Below are 15145 nucleotides of genomic sequence, written 5' to 3' on the forward strand. Positions count from 1 at the left end.
TTACTCCACAAATAATTTAATCGTCTCAGCCAGGTGCGAACTGACGGTATGGGTAAATCCCGCCGCATCCGTCACGCCAGACTCTTCACTGCCGTCACCCCGCTGAATGATGTAAGGGTGATAAGAGACCGGCTCTCCGGTGTCCTGATTGACTACTTGCAACCTGTCAGTGAAATGCACCGGCATCGGCAACAGCCCACTAAATGCGGCCCCTCCCCCACTTTGGCCGATGATCACCGTGCCCGAGCCACCGATCACGACATTGCCATGCCCACCAGTGCTATCGAGCATCGCGGCATTCAGGCCGTTAATGAAAACAGTGCCGGAGACCGCTCCGGTGATAGGGCTGCCACACGCTGATTTATCGGTCATGCGTGCAGCAGCGAGGCCGTCGAAGAATACGTTCGGCGAGCCGGAGACAATCGGGTTGGTGCCGTGACCTGGCAGTGGGCAGGCGGTTGGGTCGGTGACGCGAGCTGCGGGTTTACCACTCAATTCAAAGCTCCTTGCTTAAGGGGTGCCGGGGATGGCTGATAGATGTCGATGTCGGTCGCGACAAAGCGCCAGCGATTATCGACCGGGTCGAACAGAGCATGACAATGCTCACGGCTTTCAGGTGCTGTCGCGGTTTGTATGGCACGCCAGGCTTCGTTGGCTTGCCAACTCAACTCGGCAGGCGTTGCATCATCAAGTTCGTTGAGCCAGGCGTTGTAGTTACGCAGGTGATTGCGCTCGAAAGTCGATTGCAGCAAGTCGCCCATTTCCACGCCAAGGTCCAGATGATGCCTGGAGGTCCAGCGCCCTACTTCGGAGTAGACGTGCCAGCCCATCGGGATCAACGCACCGTTTTTCAACAGAGAATGACCGGCGAGAGCGACGAAGCCGCAACTGACGTGCAGCATCAGCCAGCCTTGATGGGCGTCGATAATCGCTGTGGGATCAAAGGTTCTCAGCGCTACCACGCGGTAGTCGCCAAGGTCGGCACTGCGCGTCATCAACTCGGCATCAAGCCGCGACACGAAAGCCCGTATAGCCAGGCCGCCAGTGCGCTGGGCCATGCAGAGAATTTCGACAGCCTGTCGATTCGGGTCGTCAGAAGAGCCGGTGGTTTTCACCAGACCATACAGACGCATGGACGCCTGCAGTCCGCTCATAGCTGGTCACTCATTGACGCAGCGAGGGCTCCACAGGCGCGGAGAAATTTTGCCAGATGCATTGCAGGTGTCGTCCGTGAGCGCGCAAAAATGGCGCACAGAATGCCGGACTAGAGCGGTGGCGACAACTGAATCAGTAGTAGATTGCCATCATTGTGCTCAGCCCTCGGCAAATTCGCGCAACACCTTGCCATCCATGCGATACCGCACCCATTCCTCCTGCGGTTGCGCACCGAGCGACTTGTAGAATTCGATGGCCGGGGTGTTCCATTCCAGCACGCTCCATTCGAAGCGGCCGCAGTCGTTGGCGCAGGCGATTTTTGCCAAGTGGCGCAGCAGGGTTTTGCCGGCGCCGCCGCCACGTTGTTCGGGGGTGATGTAGAGGTCTTCGAGGTACAGGCAATTGCTGCCCAGCCACGTTGAATAACTGAAGAAGAACACCGCGAAGCCGATCGGCAAGCCGTCGCGCAGGCAGATCAGGCCGTGGGCGGTGGCGCCTTCGCCGAACAGGCTGCGTTCGATGTCAGCGACGCTGGCGATGACTTCGTGACGGGCCTTCTCGAAATCTGCCAGTTCGGTGATGAAGGTGAGGATTTGCGGCGCATCGCTGGGGGTCGCCGGGCGGATTTCGATCGTCATGAACGGGCCTTGTCTGCAAATTAAAGCGCCATACTAAGGCGCGCAGCGGCACTCGTCACATGGCAAACATACTGATCTGCCCAATTTGCTGAACACTGTTGCCCTTGTGGGAGCGAGCCTGCTCGCGAAAGCATTCTGTCAGTTGAATCAACGTCTGACTGAAATGACGCTTTCGCGAGCAGGCTCGCTCCCACAGTTGATATCGCAAATTCTGAAAGGATGCTTATGACCGTTAACTGTTTTGCGCCGTTGGAAGCACTGGCATCAGCGCTGATTCGGCACACACTGGAGTCGTCAGATGACGGCGCCCACGACATCGCCCACCTGCAGCGGGTCTGGCACACCGCACGCACCCTGCATACAACCGAAGGCGGCGATCTGGAGGTTTTGCTCGCAGCGGTGCTGTTGCACGACTGCGTATCGGTCGAAAAAAACTCGCCGCTACGCTCGCAAGCTTCGCGTCTGGCAGCGGACAAAGCTTCTTCCGTGCTGAAGGAATTGGACTGGCCCAACGAGAAAATCAGCAACGTCGCCCACGCCATCGAAGCCCACAGCTTCTCTGCCAACATCACCCCAATCACTCTCGAAGCGAAAATCGTCCAGGACGCCGATCGCCTCGACTCGCTGGGCATGCTCGGTGTTGCCCGAACCTTTTATGTGGCCGGGCGCATGGGCTCGGCGCTGTACGACTCGCAGGATCCCGAAGCGCTTGAGCGTGAGTACGATGACACGCGTTTTTGCCTCGATCATTTCCAGACCAAACTGCTACATCTGGCCGACGGTTTTCAAACGGTGACCGGTCAGCGCCTGGCGCACATTCGTCATCAACGACTGAAGGGTTTCATGGAGCAGTTCAAGGAGGAAATTGGCATCGTCTGAACAGCAGCCACATGACCCCGGCGAAGACCGTTCGTCGATCATCAGGCACCAATCCGTCATCAGGGCTGACCAACCAAGTGTAAGGATTCCAATCACTGGAGAAGCCCTATGATCTCGTCAAGGTTGACCGCTTTAGTCTTCAGCGCCCTGCTTTGCCCTGCGGTGTTCGCCGCCTCGTCCACGGCAGCGGGCACTGGCCCTACCGATCCGACCCCGCCACGCGCGCCCGCCATCAACAGTGCCCCCGGAATGAACACCGATGGCTCCGGCATGCCGCTGATCAATCAGCCACCCGCCACCGGCACCGACCCGCGCACTCAAGGCAGTGACCCGGGGCGTCAGGGTGGCATGAACACGCCTGATTCTCCTGCCACTGCGCCTGACAATGCCGGCCCCGGTGTCGGCTCGAAAACCACCACAGGTGGCTCCGGTTCCGAAGGTGCCGGTCAGTAGTTCGCCGACGCGAGCGCCCTATTCACTCCCATGAAGAGGTAACCATGAACGTCGACAAAGACCTGGAAAAAGAAGTCCTCACCCGCCTGCTGCACGCGCATCCCAACGGTTTGGGCAAAGAGGTGCTGGACAATTACCGGGGCGAGAAAGTCGTGGCCAGCGCCCTCGCCGCCCTGCAGGATCGCGGGCTGATTCATCATGGTCATGTGACCATGAGCGAAGCGGGTGAACACTCGCTGAACCTGCCGATCAAGCTGAGTTCTGCCGGCGTCGAAGCGGCGCGCAAACTGGATCTGCAGTAGTGCCAAGCCGCTCGCCGTCGAAGCGGCGAGCGGCCGGATCCGCAACTTGAGGAGAAATCCCATGCCTCGTGGAAGCAAAGACAAATACACCAGCGAACAGAAGCGCAAAGCCGAACACATCGAAGACAGCTATGAGAAAAAGGGCGTGTCGAAAGATGAGGCTGAGGCGCGCGCTTGGGCGACGGTGAACAAACAATCCGGTGGCGGCGAGAAGTCCGGCGGTTCGGGACGCAAGAAGCCCGCCAGTGCCAAGTCGGAAGATCGCAAAGAGTCGTCGCGGCGCGCGGTGGTCAGTCGCAAGGGACATTCGCGTAACAGCGAAACTTCGAAGGATACGCAGACTGTCGATAGCCTGATGAAGGAAGCCCGAGCGAAGAATATTCCGGGGCGCTCATCGATGCGCAAGCAGGAGTTGATCGAGGCGTTGCGCAAGGCGAGCTAGAACGACGCCCACTGTAGGAACCGCCGAAGGCTGCGATCTTTTGCTTTTCAAGATCAAAAGATCGCAGCCTTCGGCAGCTCCTACAGAAGATTTGTGTACGACGTAGATCCAATGTGGGAGCGAGCTTGCTCGCGAAGGCCTCATGTCAGTCGCGGCAGGACTGACAGATAAAAGCATCCACCTCACCCGCCCCCGGCGATGTAGCCGGTCCCCAGCGAGTCACCGCCAGCGCCGCCGCCGCATTGGCCCGCCGCGCCGCTTCCGGTGCCTCCAACCCCTGCGCCAATCCAGCAACAAACACCCCGGCATGCGCATCACCGGCGCCATTGCTGTCCACCGCTTTGACAACAAACCCCGGCACTTGTCGACGCTCGCCCCGCTGCTGAATCCAGCAACCCTGCGGCCCGTCGCGCACCACCATCAGCACACTTTCCGGCAGCAGTTCCGCGAGGCGATCCATCGCTATACCAATCTCATCGGCTCCGGTAAACCGCAGCGCCTCGACACTGTTGCTGGTCCACACATCAATGCGCGGCAGCAACGTCTGCATCATTGGCGAATCGGGCGACTCCACCAACGGCCCCGGATCGAACACCACATTGACCGACGCCGGCAGCGCCAGCGTCCAGTCGAGCAACGCCTGCGCCTTGCCCTCGTGCAGCAGACTGTAACCGCTGAGATAAACGTAATCGCCGGGCTCGGCAGCCACGCTGTTAAGGTCCTCCCCGGTCACCTCGCCTTCGGCGCCGATGTAGGAAATGAAACTGCGTTCAGCCGAGGCATCGGTCAGCGCCACACACAGACCGGTGTCGCGCTCGGCCGGTTCGCGGATGCCGATGCCGATACCTTCCGCCTGCATCGCTTGGCGCGCCAGGTCACCGAAACGCCCCGTGCCATGGCGACCGAGGTAAACCACCGGCAGACCGTTACGCACCGCAGCGGCCATCACGTTGAAGCCGCCACCGGCTTCGAACCCCGCCGACTGCGCCAGCACGTCGCCGCCAATCTGCGGCAGTTTTTCCACGGCCATGACCAGGTCGATGATGACCTGGCCGGTGTGCAACATCTTAGGCATGAGCATTCTCGGGTTGCGCGGCGCGACGATCTTTCGCGCCGCCAAGTATCAGGTAAATGCCACCGGCGACGACGAAGGTCACGATCCAGCCGAGGCCGTTGTGGCCCAGCCAGGAGTCGGACAGAACGCCCTTGAACCAGACGTTTTCTGCCGTGGTGCCGATGGTAGTGAAGCTGAAACCAAGGACGATGGCGATCGCCCAGGCGCCAAACGCGCGCCACTCGATGCCGCCGCGATACCAATAGGCGCTGCTCGGGCCGACGTCGAGCAGGTCTTTGGGGCTGTAGTAGTGACGGTGAATCAGGTCGACTACGAAGATCCCCACCCAGGCAGTGATCGGCACTGCCAGCAGGGAAATGAAGGTGATGAACGGGCCGTAGAAACTGTCGGCGATCAGCATGAAGTAGATCGAGCCGACGAAGATCGCGACGATATCCACCACTACCGCGTAGACCCGTTTGACCTTCAGGCCCAGGGTCAGCGTGGTCAGGCCGGCGGAGTACACCGACAGGTTGTTCGACAGCAGCAGACCGCCGAACGCGGTGATCAGGTACGGCACGGCCATCCACGTCGGCAGCATGTCGCGGATCGCCACGATCGGATCAGTCGCCGACGCCAGATCATTGTTGCCCACCGACAACAAGCCGCCGAGGGTGATCAGCAGCACCAGCGGAATCCCTGCGCCGAACGCCGCCGACGCCACCAGGCGCACAGCCTTGACGCTGCGATGCTGATAGCGCGACATGTCAGCGCCAGCGTTGGCCCAGCCGATACCAGTGCCGGCGGCCATGGTGCCGATGCCGATGATCATTGCGCTCAGCGGTGCTGGCGTGGCGTTGAACACCGCACTCCAGTCGATCGTCGCGCAGAGAAAACCACCGACGAGAATGTTCAGCGCACCGAACACGTACGTCGCCCACTTCTGGATCACCAGCAAAGTCGCGTGGCCGAGGCCGGACACTGACAAGGTCAGCAGGACGAAGATGGCGATAAAGATCAGCGTCAGTATCGGCGCACTTTTCGCCTCGACCGGCGAGCCGAACAGGATCGAGCACAGCGACAACAGCACGAACGCGGCGGTGGTGGTGTTGACGGTTTCCCAACCCAGACGCGACATCAGCGAAACCAGCGTCGGGCCGATGTTGCCGCGCACGCCGAAAATTGCCCGGGACAGCGTCAGGCTCGGCGCGCGGCCACGCCGCCCGGCAATCGAAATGATCCCGACCACGGCAAACGAACCGGCGGCACCAAGAATCGCGACGATGATCGCCTGCCAGATCGCCAATCCGCGAAACGCCACCAGTGTCGCGCCCAGCGGCAGGCCGAGGATGGAAATATTCGCCGCAAACCAGACCCAGAACAGTTGCAGCGGATGACCGTTGCACTCCGCCTCCGGCACCGGCTCGATGCCCCGGGTTTCCAATTGCCCGACGCTTTGCCCGGCGGTTGATGAACTCATGAAGATGCTCCTGTTTGCCTTTTTTGTGGTTGTGGCAATGATGCAAAACGACAAGACAACCGGCCTTCCGAGGCCTGTCTGTGCGATCCATTGCGGGTTAAGTATTCGACTATGCAGTGCGGCCTTCGCGAGCAAGCTCGCTCCCACAGGGTATGTGAACGCCACAAATCCAATGTGGGAGCGAGCTTGCTCGCGAAGGCGGCAGCCCAATCAGCGCAAGGCCAACAGCCCCTGCACCAAAGGCTCAAGCTCCAGCTGATTAACAGCTTTCACCGTTTCGATCATCGGCTCCGGCCAGCACTCAAGCCCCAGGCAAGCCCCGAGCATAGCGCCAAGAATCGCCGCGATGGTATCCGTGTCGCCGCCCAGGCTGGCAGCCATGCACAGCGCTTCGAATGCCGTCATCTCACCGATGGCCACTTGCTGGGCCAGGGCGAATGAAACCACCACCGACTCCTGCGACGCCACCGATGTACCGATCACGTCATAGAGCAGATCGGCAAGCAATGCTTTGTCGCTGTCGACGCTGATACTGCGCGCCCAACTGATACGCGAGGCTATGCGCCCGCCAGCCAACCAACGCCCGTGGGCTTCGGCCTGCTGGGCGATCTGCTGGCCGAGGTTCAGCGCCTCGCCGAGATCGACGTCATTGATGCCAGCAGAGACCACCGCCGCCACCGCCGCCGCACTGGAAATTCCCAGCGTGGTGTTATGCGTCACTTGGCAAGCCTGCACGACCGCTGCAATGAAGCGCTGCGGATCGGCCACGTTCGCGGCAATGCCCACCGGGGTAATGCGCATCGCCGCGCCATTGGTGGTGCCGTAGCGCCCCGCTTCTTCCGGGGAATGCCCGGCGAGGATCATTTCAATGGCGCGCTTGGTCGACGGGCCGAGCAAGTCCTGCGAGCCTTTGGCCTGCATCTCGGCTTCCCATTCGATCAAGCGCTGGGCGAGGACCGCCGGTTCGATGCGGCCTTGGCCTTCGACCAACAATTCACCGACCAGAATCGCCTGTTCGGTGTCATCGGTGATCGAGCCCTTGGGCATGTTCGCGGCGATCGGTTGCAGTGGGCCGGCGTCTTGCAGATCAGTGATCTGGCCGAAGCGCGCCTTGATCGTTTCGCGATCGAGCGATTGCGTCGGCATGCCCAGCGCGTCACCCAGGGCCAGACCATAGAAAGCGCCAAGCGCACGGTTGAGCGCGGTCATTTCGATTCTCCGAATTGCAGGTGCAGACGAAAGTGCACCGGGTCGAGCAGGCTTTCGACCTGTTCCATGAAACGGTTCTGCCGGTCGTAGGTGGTGCGCAGGGCTTTTAGAAACACCGTGCCGACCGGACGGCCGAGCAGCTCGGCGTCTTCGGCATTCAGCGGCTCGGCGCCGATCCACTGATCGCCGCGCTCGCCGATGTAGCCGTAGGCGGCCAGGGTGATGGTCAGGGAATTGTCGATCAGGCCAACGCGGGGCAGGCTTTCCAGGCCGCCGTTGGCCGGCATCAAGGATCGTTCGAGAGACACCAGCGTACCGTCGGTGGCGCGCCGGCGACGGTCGAGGGTGATGAATTGATCGGTGCCGAAACGCACCAGCAGATCCGGGCGAGTCACGGCTTCGAGGCGCAACACTTCGGTATTGATCAGCGCCCCGCTGTCTGCCAACGCCTGCGCCCAGCCGCTGCGCTGATCCAGCGCGACACCGTCGAAAGTGACGATGGAGCCGACACCGCTCTGCGTGGCGATGTAATTACGCCGCTTCAGTTCGGCCAGCGCCTCACGCAAGGTGCCACGGCTGACCTGGAATTCTTGAGCCAACTGATGTTCGCCGGGCAACAGAAAACCGTCCTCCATGAGGCCGCTCTCGATGCGTCGGACGAGCTCGTCGACCACCCGTTGTTTCTTGTCGAATCGTACCTGTCTAATCATGTACAAATTGATAACCGAAACGGTGCGTGGCGGGCAACAAAAATTTGAGCGAGGTGACCGGTGGAGAGGGCAAAATCAAGAGCCCCTCACCCTAGCCCTCTCCCGGAGGGAGAGGGGACTGAATGGGGGATGCTCAAGAGATACGCCGACCTGAAAGTGCTTCGCCGAATCCATAATCGACGAGAGCTTTCAGGTCGACGGATTACGCAAGACACCTCGGTCGGCCCCCTCGCCCTTTGGGAGAGGGCTGGGGTGAGGGGTAGCTTTTGACGTTACCGTTGTTTCAAGCGGTCAATGACCACGGCCAGCAACAGAATCGAACCCCGAATCACATACTGATAAAACGTATCGATGTTCTTCAGGTTCATCGCGTTCTCGATGATCGCCAGAATCAACACCCCGGCAATCACATGGCGAATCATGCCGATGCCGCCACTCAGCGAAACCCCGCCCAGTACGCAAGCCGAGATCACCGTCAGTTCAAAACCCTGACCAATCATCGGCTGCCCGGAAGTCATCCGCGAGGCCAGAATCACACCCGCCAGCGCACCGATCAAACCATGCACGGCGAAGATGATGATCTTGGTCCGGTCAACGTTGACGCCCGCCAGCAACGCCGCTTCCTGGTTGCCACCGATGGCCATGGTGTTGCGCCCGTAGGTGGTGTAGTTCAGCAGCCAGCCGAAAAACAGGAAGCAGACAATGGTGATCAGGATCGGCACCGGCACACCGAACAGCTGGCCGTTACCGAAGACGAAGAACGATTCCTGCGACACACCGACCGCTTTGCCGTTGGCAAAAATATAGGCCAGACCGCGAACGATCTGCATGGTCGCCAGCGTCGTGATCAACGCATTGACGCGCAACTTGGCAATCACGATGCCGTTGATCAGACCAACGATCAGGCCCATCACCAGTGCTGCGCTGACCCCGAGAAACACGCTGTTGGTGTCACGCATCACCACCGCCGCGACCACGCCGGCACAGGCGATCACTGAGCCGACCGAGAGGTCGAAGTGCCCGGACGCCAGGCAATAAAGCATGGTGCACGCGGCGATGCCGGTGGTGGAAATCGCCAGGCCCAGGCCACGCATGTTCAGCGGCGAGAGGAAGTTGTCGATCAGCAATGTGCAGGCGACGAAGATGCCGATCGCCGCCAGCAGCATGACCCAGTCATCGAGGAAGCGCCGCAGGTCCAGCGGTTTGCGCTCGGTCGGCAGGGTTTCGTTTTGCGTAGTCATCATAGTCACCTCTCAGTTCGCCACGCCGTCAGCGCGGTGGCGTGGCAAAGCCAGTTGCAGCAGGTTGGATTCATTGGCCTGGTCGCGGCTGACTTCGCCGCGCAGGGCGCCTTCGCACAGCACCAGGATGCGGTCGGAAATGCCCATCACTTCCATCAGATCGCTGGACACCACGATCACCGAAATACCGTCGGCGGCGAGGTTATGAATGATCTGGTAGATCTCGGCCTTGGCGCCGATATCGATGCCACGGGTCGGTTCGTCGAGCAGCAGGACTTTCATCGGCATCGACAGCCAGCGGCCGAGAATCGCCTTCTGCTGATTGCCGCCAGAAAGGAACTTGATCTGCTGGCCGGCGTGCGGGGTTTTTACTTTCAGGGCCTTGATCTGCTTGTCGGCGTTGCCCTTTTCCCACAGGCCGCGAATCAGGCAGCCGAGCCCGGAATGCGCACCACGGGCACTGATGTTGATGTTCTCGGCGACACTGGCCAGGGGGATGATGCCTTCTTTCTTGCGATCTTCCGGGCAGAGCAGAATGCCGGCGGCAATCGCGTCACGGGGCGAGCGCAGTTTCAGCTCATGACCGCGCAATTCGAGACGGCCGGCGGTGTTGCGCTCCAGGCCGCTGAGCAGGCGAAACAGCTCGGTGCGCCCTGCCCCGACGAGCCCGAACAGGCCAAGGATTTCGCCTTTGTGCGCTTCGAAACTGATCGGCTCGCGCAGGCCCGGGCCGAGCAGGCCGTCGACTTTCAACGCCACGGCGCCACGCGGGCGATGGCGGTAATCGTAGATGTCCTGAATGTCGCGGCCGACCATGCAGGTCACCAGTTGATCGTGGGTCAACTGGCTCATGTCCTCGAAGGTACGCACGTAGCGGCCGTCCTTGAACACGGTGACGGCGTCGCAAATACGGAAAACTTCTTCCATGCGATGGGACACGTAGAGCACCACTTTGCCTTCGTCGCGCAGACGACCGATGATCGCCATCAAGCGGTCGATCTCGCGTGCCGAGAGACTACTGGTCGGTTCGTCGAACGCGATAACGTGAGCGCCGCGCGACAGCGCTTTGGCGATTTCCACCAACTGCCGCTGCCCCAGCGACAAGCGTCCGACCTTGGTTTGCGGATCGATTTCGTCGGCCAGGCCTTTCAGGCAATTCAAGGCTTTCTGGCGCAGCTCACTGCGATTGATCAGGCCGAAACTCGCCGGCAGATGCCCGAGAAACAGGTTCTCGGCCACGGTCATTTCCGGGACCAGATGCAGTTCCTGGTGAATCACCGCGACGCCGCTGCCGATGCTGTCAGCGGTGGACTTGAAGGCCATCGCCTGATCGCCGATCTGCAGCTCGCCGCTGCTCGGAATGTAAGCACCACCGAGAATCTTCAGCAGGGTCGATTTGCCCGCGCCGTTCTCGCCCATCAAGGCATGAACCTGGCCGGGGTGGGCGACGAAGCTGATGCCGTCGAGCGCTTTCACGCCGGGAAAGGTCTTGCCGATCCCGTTGAAGCGCAGGCTGCCGCTGGCGCCATGTTGTTCTTGTGTCTGTACTTGCGCGTGCATAAAGCCACCTCTTCACACCGAAAAACGGCCCGGCTGCCCGGGCCGTCGCTGCCTCAGTTCCACAAGCCGATTTTTTCCAGCTCTTGCTTGAAGTTTTCGCGGGTGATCAGGGTGACGTCATCCATGGCGGTGTACTTCGGCGGCTCTTTGCCAGCGGTGATCCACTCGTACATCATCTCGGCGGTCTTGTAGCCCTCGATGTGCGGGCTTGGCAGCATCGAACCGAAGAAGCCGCTGTTAGGCTTTTTCAATTCGCCGATGGCGTCGGTGCCGTTGATGCCGATGCCGATCACGTTGCTCGCGGCAAAGCCTGCCGCTTCGGTAGCGCGCACGCCGCCGAGCACGGTGTTGTCGTTCATGCCGCCGATGATCAGGTTTTTCGCCGCGCTCGGCAGTTTCACCAGCGCCGAGTTGGTGGCGTCCATGCTGCCCGGTACGTCGAGGGTTTTCAGCGCGGCGAAGAGGATGTGGTCCTCCGGCATGCCGGCCTTCTTCAGGGCATCGACCGAACCGTCGGTGCGCTTCTTGCCGGTGTCGAGTTCGTTGTAGGTGTTGACCACCGCGTAGGTGTCTTTCCAGTCCCAGTTACGCTTCTTCGCTTCGGCAGCCATGGCGGCGCCCTGCTTCTGGCCGACTTCAAACGCGGCCATGCCCAGGTACGGCACGTCTTCCATGAACTTGCCGTTGGCATCGACGAAACGGTCGTCGACGGCAATCACTTTCAAGTCGTTGATCTTGGCTTTGGCCATGATGGCCGGGCCGAGGGACACGTCAGGCGGGCAGATCACAAAACCCTTGGCGCCGTTGGCGGCCAGACTATCGATGGCCGAGAGGGTCTTCTCGCCATCCGGCACGGCGATCTTGATCAGTTCAAAGCCTTTGTCCTTGGCGGCTTTTTCGGCAAAAGCCCATTCGGTCTGGAACCACGGTTCTTCGGCCTGCTTGACCAGAAAACCGATCTTCACCGCGTCGGCGGCGAGCAGCGCACTGCTCAGGCTGAACGCAGTGACCGCCAGGGCAGTGCTGCACAGGGTACGAATCCCGAAACGACGTTTCATCAGATGACTCCTTGTTATTTTTTTTGAGCAAGGTTTGAAAAGCGTTGAAGCGTTTTCTCAGTGAAGCTGTTTGAAAATAGTCATATCGTATGATGATTGGATTTCAAGCGTAGTTCAGCGCTGGAAATCCGTTTTGTTCAGTCGTGGTACATCACCGAGCGGCCACCATCGATGGTGATGCACGAAGCGTTGATAAACGGTGCCTCATCGCTGGCCAGAAATACCGCCGTCATTGCCACTTCGATCGGCTGGCCGATGCGCTTGGGCGGGTGCAGGTCAAAGGCGCGTTGACGCTCGGCATGCGGATCGGCAAAGCCATTCCAGTAATCGACGTTCAGCTGCGTTTCGATGTAGCCCGGCGCGATGGCGTTGACGCGAATGCCTTTGGCCGCGTATTCGATGCCGAGAGCGCGGGTCAGGCCGAGCAAGCCGTGCTTGGCTACCGGGTACGGGAAGCAACCGGGAATGATCTGGCTGGAATGGGTCGAGGCGATGTTGATAATGCTGCCCACGCCCTGCTCGATCATCTGCGGCAGCACCGCTTTGCAGCCATACCAGGCGCCGTCCAGGTCAATGGCGAAGCAGCGGCGCCAGTCTTCTTCCGTCATCTGCAAAGGATCGCGGAACACATTGACCCCGGCACAGTTGACCAACACATCGATGCGGCCATGCAATTCCACGGCGCGTCGGGCCAGGGCATGCAGATCCTGCTGATTCGATACGTCGACCTTGAGCGCCTGCACGTCATGGCCCTGATCGCGCCAGTGAGCGGCGACCTGCTCGACCTTGTCGGCCTGGATATCGCTGATGAGTAATCTGGCTTGCTGCGAGGCGAAGGCGGCGACGATGGCTTCGCCGATGCCCTGAGCGGCCCCGGTCAGCAGCACGACCTTGTTTTTCAGGCGCTCGCCTTTCGGCGGGGCCGGCACTGCCGGCAATGTCAGCGCTTCAGCCATGGCTCAGGCCTCCTGCACGCAGGCGCAAAAAAACCGGGCATCGGTCGATGTCCGGTTCTGACGGCTCGGCAAAACAAACAGGCAAGCATCGCCGGCGGCATTGAGCCGTGGCGAAAGGCGGATCCCGCTTGCGCGGGCGACAAGAATTCGCTGCATCACTTCACCTGTTTTGTTCTTTTTAAGTGTGAGTGCGTGTTACTGCTGGAGCCGACTATAAACCCGACCGCCAAATAATCTCAATATATAATTTTGCATCCCATATTTTGGGATCTAGCCAGCAAAACGCGTACAGGGTTTTCCTGCAACGTCGACGCGCATGCTCAGCACCGCGCCATCCAATGAATGATTCAGTGGACTCTTGGCGCTGGTGATGAATAAGGTTTTCAAGTCTTCGCCACCGAACACGCAACTGGTCGGGCGACTGACCGGCAGATCGATTTTGCGATCCACCTGCCCGTCCGGCGTCAGGCGCAACAGGCAACTGCCGTCCCAGCGTGCATTCCACACGTAGCCTTCGGCGTCCATCGCCGAGCCATCGGGACCACCGTGTCGATCGGACGAGTAGAACACCTGCGGCGCATCGAGACTGCCGTCGGTGCGGATGAAATATCGATTGAGTGTGCTGTCGAGACTTTCACCAAACAGCAGCGTGGTGCCGTCGTCACTCCACAGCAGGGTGTTGGGGATGCCCAGACCGAGCAGCAGCGGTGTCACGCGCTGATCGGGATCAATGCGGAACAGGCCTCCGGAACGGCGCACCAGCGGCAGATCCTCACCGTGCTCGCCGATGTTGTTCTGCATGGTGCCTAACCACAACCGGCCCAAGGCATCGCAACGGGCTTCGTTGGGCCGGTTGCCTGGTTGCGGGTCGGCGACGCAGAACAACGTCAAGCGTGGCTCGAGGCCGGGCGAATCGAGATCCAGCCGATAGACACCGCTGCTCAGCGTGACCAGCGCATCGCCGCTGGCGCAAGGAATGAAGGCGGAGATGTGCTCGGGCATCTGCCAGATCTGCACGTTCTGACCGATCAGGCGCAACGCTTGTTTACCGGCGATATCGACCCAGTACAACGCCTGGGTCGGCGCATCCCAGAACGGGCCTTCGCCGAGTTGCGCGCGGTGTTGGGTCAGGGCGGTGAACGGCATATCAAGTCCTTCTGAGTTGTTGTTTTACTGTGGGAGCGAGCTTGCTCGCGAAGGCGGAGTGTCAGTCAATGATGATTTATCTGACCTGACGCATTCGCGAGCAAGCTCGCTCCCACAGGATGTCTCGACATTTTCAGCTAGCTTTTCTATTGGCCATGACTTTCGGGTAAAAGCGTTTTATCGCCAGATCGGCGTTGTCGATCAAGGTCATGCACGCCCACACGCCACGAGTCGAATCGCGCGCGACGATGGCGTCGGCCATGTCTTTATGGATCGGCAAGGTGCGGCGCAGTTCATCGGGGTCGGCGGCGGAGACTTCAAACGACACCGCCAGCAACGCGCCGAGGGCCGGGACCATTTGTTCGATGAACTGATTATGGCTGGCGGCCAGGATGCATTCGTGGAAGGCCTGGTCGGCACGGTTGTAATCGATGCCACTGTCGACCGCACGCTCCAGTGCATTGAAAGCCAGTTGCACCGCTTCGATCTGCTCCGGCGTTGCGCGCTCACAGGCCCAGCGCACCGCCATCGGCTCGATGGTGCGGCGCAAATCCAGCAGGTCATCGACGAAGTTTTCCGGCAAGCCGTTGCGCGATAGCCAACCGACCACTTGCGGATCGAACAGATTCCAGCGCCGCACCGGCAACACTCGCGTGCCGACTTTCGGCCCGACTTCGAGCATGCCTTTGGCGACGAGGGTTTTGATGGCTTCGCGAATCACCGTGCGGCTGACACCAAGCTGTTCGCCCAGATCCGCCTCGACCTTGATGGTCTGCCCCGGCTTGACCTGACCGGCAGCAATCCAGCTGCCCAGCCAGTCAACGGTCGACGCATGAAAGCTGCTGGACATGAACACCTCAAG

At 60.4% G+C, this 15145-nt stretch carries 17 protein-coding genes; 4 read left to right on the forward strand and 13 right to left on the reverse strand.

From position 1 onward, the window contains the following. From D8U70_RS11290 to D8U70_RS11300, 3 genes are all read right to left on the reverse strand, one after another. Complete coding sequence (locus D8U70_RS11290) at nt 1-495, reverse strand: PAAR domain-containing protein (RefSeq protein ID WP_073472301.1); 495 nt, start codon at nt 493-495, stop codon at nt 1-3. Continuing rightward, nucleotides 492-1154: a hypothetical protein gene (locus tag D8U70_RS11295; protein WP_130928897.1), complete on the reverse strand. Its 663-nt coding sequence runs from the start codon at nt 1152-1154 to the stop codon at nt 492-494. The genes D8U70_RS11290 and D8U70_RS11295 overlap by 4 nt, the downstream gene beginning before the upstream one ends. 159 nt (nt 1155-1313) lie before the next feature. Then, nucleotides 1314-1793, reverse strand: a complete 480-nt coding sequence (locus tag D8U70_RS11300) for a GNAT family N-acetyltransferase (protein WP_016770628.1) — start codon at nt 1791-1793, stop codon at nt 1314-1316. A gap of 225 nt (nt 1794-2018) precedes the next feature. On the opposite strand from D8U70_RS11300, the gene D8U70_RS11305 reads away from it, so the two are divergent. The 4 genes from D8U70_RS11305 to D8U70_RS11320 all read left to right on the forward strand — a co-directional run bounded on the left by D8U70_RS11305 (nt 2019) and on the right by D8U70_RS11320 (nt 3869). Next, nucleotides 2019-2672 (forward strand): HD domain-containing protein, encoded by a 654-nt coding sequence (locus tag D8U70_RS11305; protein WP_130928898.1) that lies wholly within the window; start codon nt 2019-2021, stop codon nt 2670-2672. Nucleotides 2673-2780: 108 nt separating this feature from the next. Further along, on the forward strand, nt 2781-3125 hold the full coding sequence (locus D8U70_RS11310) for a hypothetical protein (protein ID WP_130928899.1): 345 nt from the start codon (nt 2781-2783) through the stop codon (nt 3123-3125). Between the two features lie 44 nt (nt 3126-3169). Then, nucleotides 3170-3427, forward strand: a complete 258-nt coding sequence (locus D8U70_RS11315; protein WP_016770967.1) for a hypothetical protein — start codon at nt 3170-3172, stop codon at nt 3425-3427. Between the two features lie 61 nt (nt 3428-3488). Continuing rightward, complete coding sequence (locus D8U70_RS11320; protein ID WP_130928900.1) at nt 3489-3869, forward strand: Rho termination factor N-terminal domain-containing protein; 381 nt, start codon at nt 3489-3491, stop codon at nt 3867-3869. Between the two features lie 145 nt (nt 3870-4014). Here D8U70_RS11320 and D8U70_RS11325 read toward each other — a convergent pair whose 3' ends face one another. The 10 genes from D8U70_RS11325 to D8U70_RS11370 all read right to left on the reverse strand — a co-directional run bounded on the left by D8U70_RS11325 (nt 4015) and on the right by D8U70_RS11370 (nt 15133). Next, complete coding sequence (locus tag D8U70_RS11325) at nt 4015-4944, reverse strand: PfkB family carbohydrate kinase (protein WP_130928901.1); 930 nt, start codon at nt 4942-4944, stop codon at nt 4015-4017. Next, nucleotides 4937-6403, reverse strand: a complete 1467-nt coding sequence (locus D8U70_RS11330; protein WP_130928902.1) for a cytosine permease — start codon at nt 6401-6403, stop codon at nt 4937-4939. Before D8U70_RS11330 ends, D8U70_RS11325 begins: the two co-directional genes overlap by 8 nt. Nucleotides 6404-6613: 210 nt before the next feature. Next, the gene (locus D8U70_RS11335; RefSeq protein ID WP_130928903.1) at nt 6614-7612 is read right to left on the reverse strand and encodes an ADP-ribosylglycohydrolase family protein; all 999 of its coding nucleotides are present in this window, start codon (nt 7610-7612) and stop codon (nt 6614-6616) included. Further along, entirely contained in the window at nt 7609-8322 is a 714-nt protein-coding gene (locus D8U70_RS11340) for a GntR family transcriptional regulator (protein ID WP_016770970.1), read from the reverse strand. Before D8U70_RS11340 ends, D8U70_RS11335 begins: the two co-directional genes overlap by 4 nt. Nucleotides 8323-8594: 272 nt before the next feature. Further along, nucleotides 8595-9563: an L-arabinose ABC transporter permease AraH gene (gene araH / locus D8U70_RS11345; protein WP_038861078.1), complete on the reverse strand. Its 969-nt coding sequence runs from the start codon at nt 9561-9563 to the stop codon at nt 8595-8597. A 12-nt stretch (nt 9564-9575) separates the two neighbouring features. After that, nucleotides 9576-11123 carry an L-arabinose ABC transporter ATP-binding protein AraG gene (araG, locus tag D8U70_RS11350; RefSeq protein ID WP_130928904.1) on the reverse strand — a complete coding sequence of 516 codons (1548 nt, stop codon included), beginning with the start codon at nt 11121-11123 and terminating at the stop codon, nt 9576-9578. Nucleotides 11124-11176: 53 nt separating this feature from the next. Further along, the gene (locus tag D8U70_RS11355; RefSeq protein ID WP_016770973.1) at nt 11177-12181 is read right to left on the reverse strand and encodes a substrate-binding domain-containing protein; all 1005 of its coding nucleotides are present in this window, start codon (nt 12179-12181) and stop codon (nt 11177-11179) included. Between the two features lie 137 nt (nt 12182-12318). Further along, entirely contained in the window at nt 12319-13137 is an 819-nt protein-coding gene (locus tag D8U70_RS11360) for an SDR family oxidoreductase (RefSeq protein WP_073472288.1), read from the reverse strand. A 270-nt stretch (nt 13138-13407) separates the two neighbouring features. Further along, the gene (locus D8U70_RS11365) at nt 13408-14283 is read right to left on the reverse strand and encodes an SMP-30/gluconolactonase/LRE family protein (RefSeq protein ID WP_073472286.1); all 876 of its coding nucleotides are present in this window, start codon (nt 14281-14283) and stop codon (nt 13408-13410) included. Between the two features lie 133 nt (nt 14284-14416). Next, nucleotides 14417-15133, reverse strand: a complete 717-nt coding sequence (locus D8U70_RS11370; RefSeq protein WP_122751501.1) for a FadR/GntR family transcriptional regulator — start codon at nt 15131-15133, stop codon at nt 14417-14419. Nucleotides 15134-15145: the final 12 nt, after the last annotated feature.

This window comes from Pseudomonas sp. Sample_20 (assembly GCF_004307585.1).
Classification (GTDB): Bacteria; Pseudomonadota; Gammaproteobacteria; order Pseudomonadales; family Pseudomonadaceae; genus Aquipseudomonas; species Aquipseudomonas atacamensis.

What these genes read in the sequence shown, in the direction of transcription:
- D8U70_RS11360 (WP_073472288.1), bottom strand. Translation starts at nt 13,137, where the DNA reads ATGGCTGAAGCGCTGACATTGCCGGCAGTGCCGGCCCCGCCGAAAGGC.
- D8U70_RS11300 (WP_016770628.1), bottom strand. Translation starts at nt 1,793, where the DNA reads ATGACGATCGAAATCCGCCCGGCGACCCCCAGCGATGCGCCGCAAATC.
- D8U70_RS11335 (WP_130928903.1), bottom strand. Translation starts at nt 7,612, where the DNA reads ATGACCGCGCTCAACCGTGCGCTTGGCGCTTTCTATGGTCTGGCCCTG.
- D8U70_RS11315 (WP_016770967.1), top strand. Translation starts at nt 3,170, where the DNA reads ATGAACGTCGACAAAGACCTGGAAAAAGAAGTCCTCACCCGCCTGCTG.
- D8U70_RS11320 (WP_130928900.1), top strand. Translation starts at nt 3,489, where the DNA reads ATGCCTCGTGGAAGCAAAGACAAATACACCAGCGAACAGAAGCGCAAA.
- D8U70_RS11355 (WP_016770973.1), bottom strand. Translation starts at nt 12,181, where the DNA reads ATGAAACGTCGTTTCGGGATTCGTACCCTGTGCAGCACTGCCCTGGCG.
- D8U70_RS11325 (WP_130928901.1), bottom strand. Translation starts at nt 4,944, where the DNA reads ATGCCTAAGATGTTGCACACCGGCCAGGTCATCATCGACCTGGTCATG.
- D8U70_RS11365 (WP_073472286.1), bottom strand. Translation starts at nt 14,283, where the DNA reads ATGCCGTTCACCGCCCTGACCCAACACCGCGCGCAACTCGGCGAAGGC.
- D8U70_RS11340 (WP_016770970.1), bottom strand. Translation starts at nt 8,322, where the DNA reads ATGATTAGACAGGTACGATTCGACAAGAAACAACGGGTGGTCGACGAG.
- araH (WP_038861078.1), bottom strand. Translation starts at nt 9,563, where the DNA reads ATGACTACGCAAAACGAAACCCTGCCGACCGAGCGCAAACCGCTGGAC.
- D8U70_RS11310 (WP_130928899.1), top strand. Translation starts at nt 2,781, where the DNA reads ATGATCTCGTCAAGGTTGACCGCTTTAGTCTTCAGCGCCCTGCTTTGC.
- D8U70_RS11370 (WP_122751501.1), bottom strand. Translation starts at nt 15,133, where the DNA reads ATGTCCAGCAGCTTTCATGCGTCGACCGTTGACTGGCTGGGCAGCTGG.
- D8U70_RS11330 (WP_130928902.1), bottom strand. Translation starts at nt 6,403, where the DNA reads ATGAGTTCATCAACCGCCGGGCAAAGCGTCGGGCAATTGGAAACCCGG.
- D8U70_RS11305 (WP_130928898.1), top strand. Translation starts at nt 2,019, where the DNA reads ATGACCGTTAACTGTTTTGCGCCGTTGGAAGCACTGGCATCAGCGCTG.
- D8U70_RS11295 (WP_130928897.1), bottom strand. Translation starts at nt 1,154, where the DNA reads ATGAGCGGACTGCAGGCGTCCATGCGTCTGTATGGTCTGGTGAAAACC.
- araG (WP_130928904.1), bottom strand. Translation starts at nt 11,123, where the DNA reads ATGCACGCGCAAGTACAGACACAAGAACAACATGGCGCCAGCGGCAGC.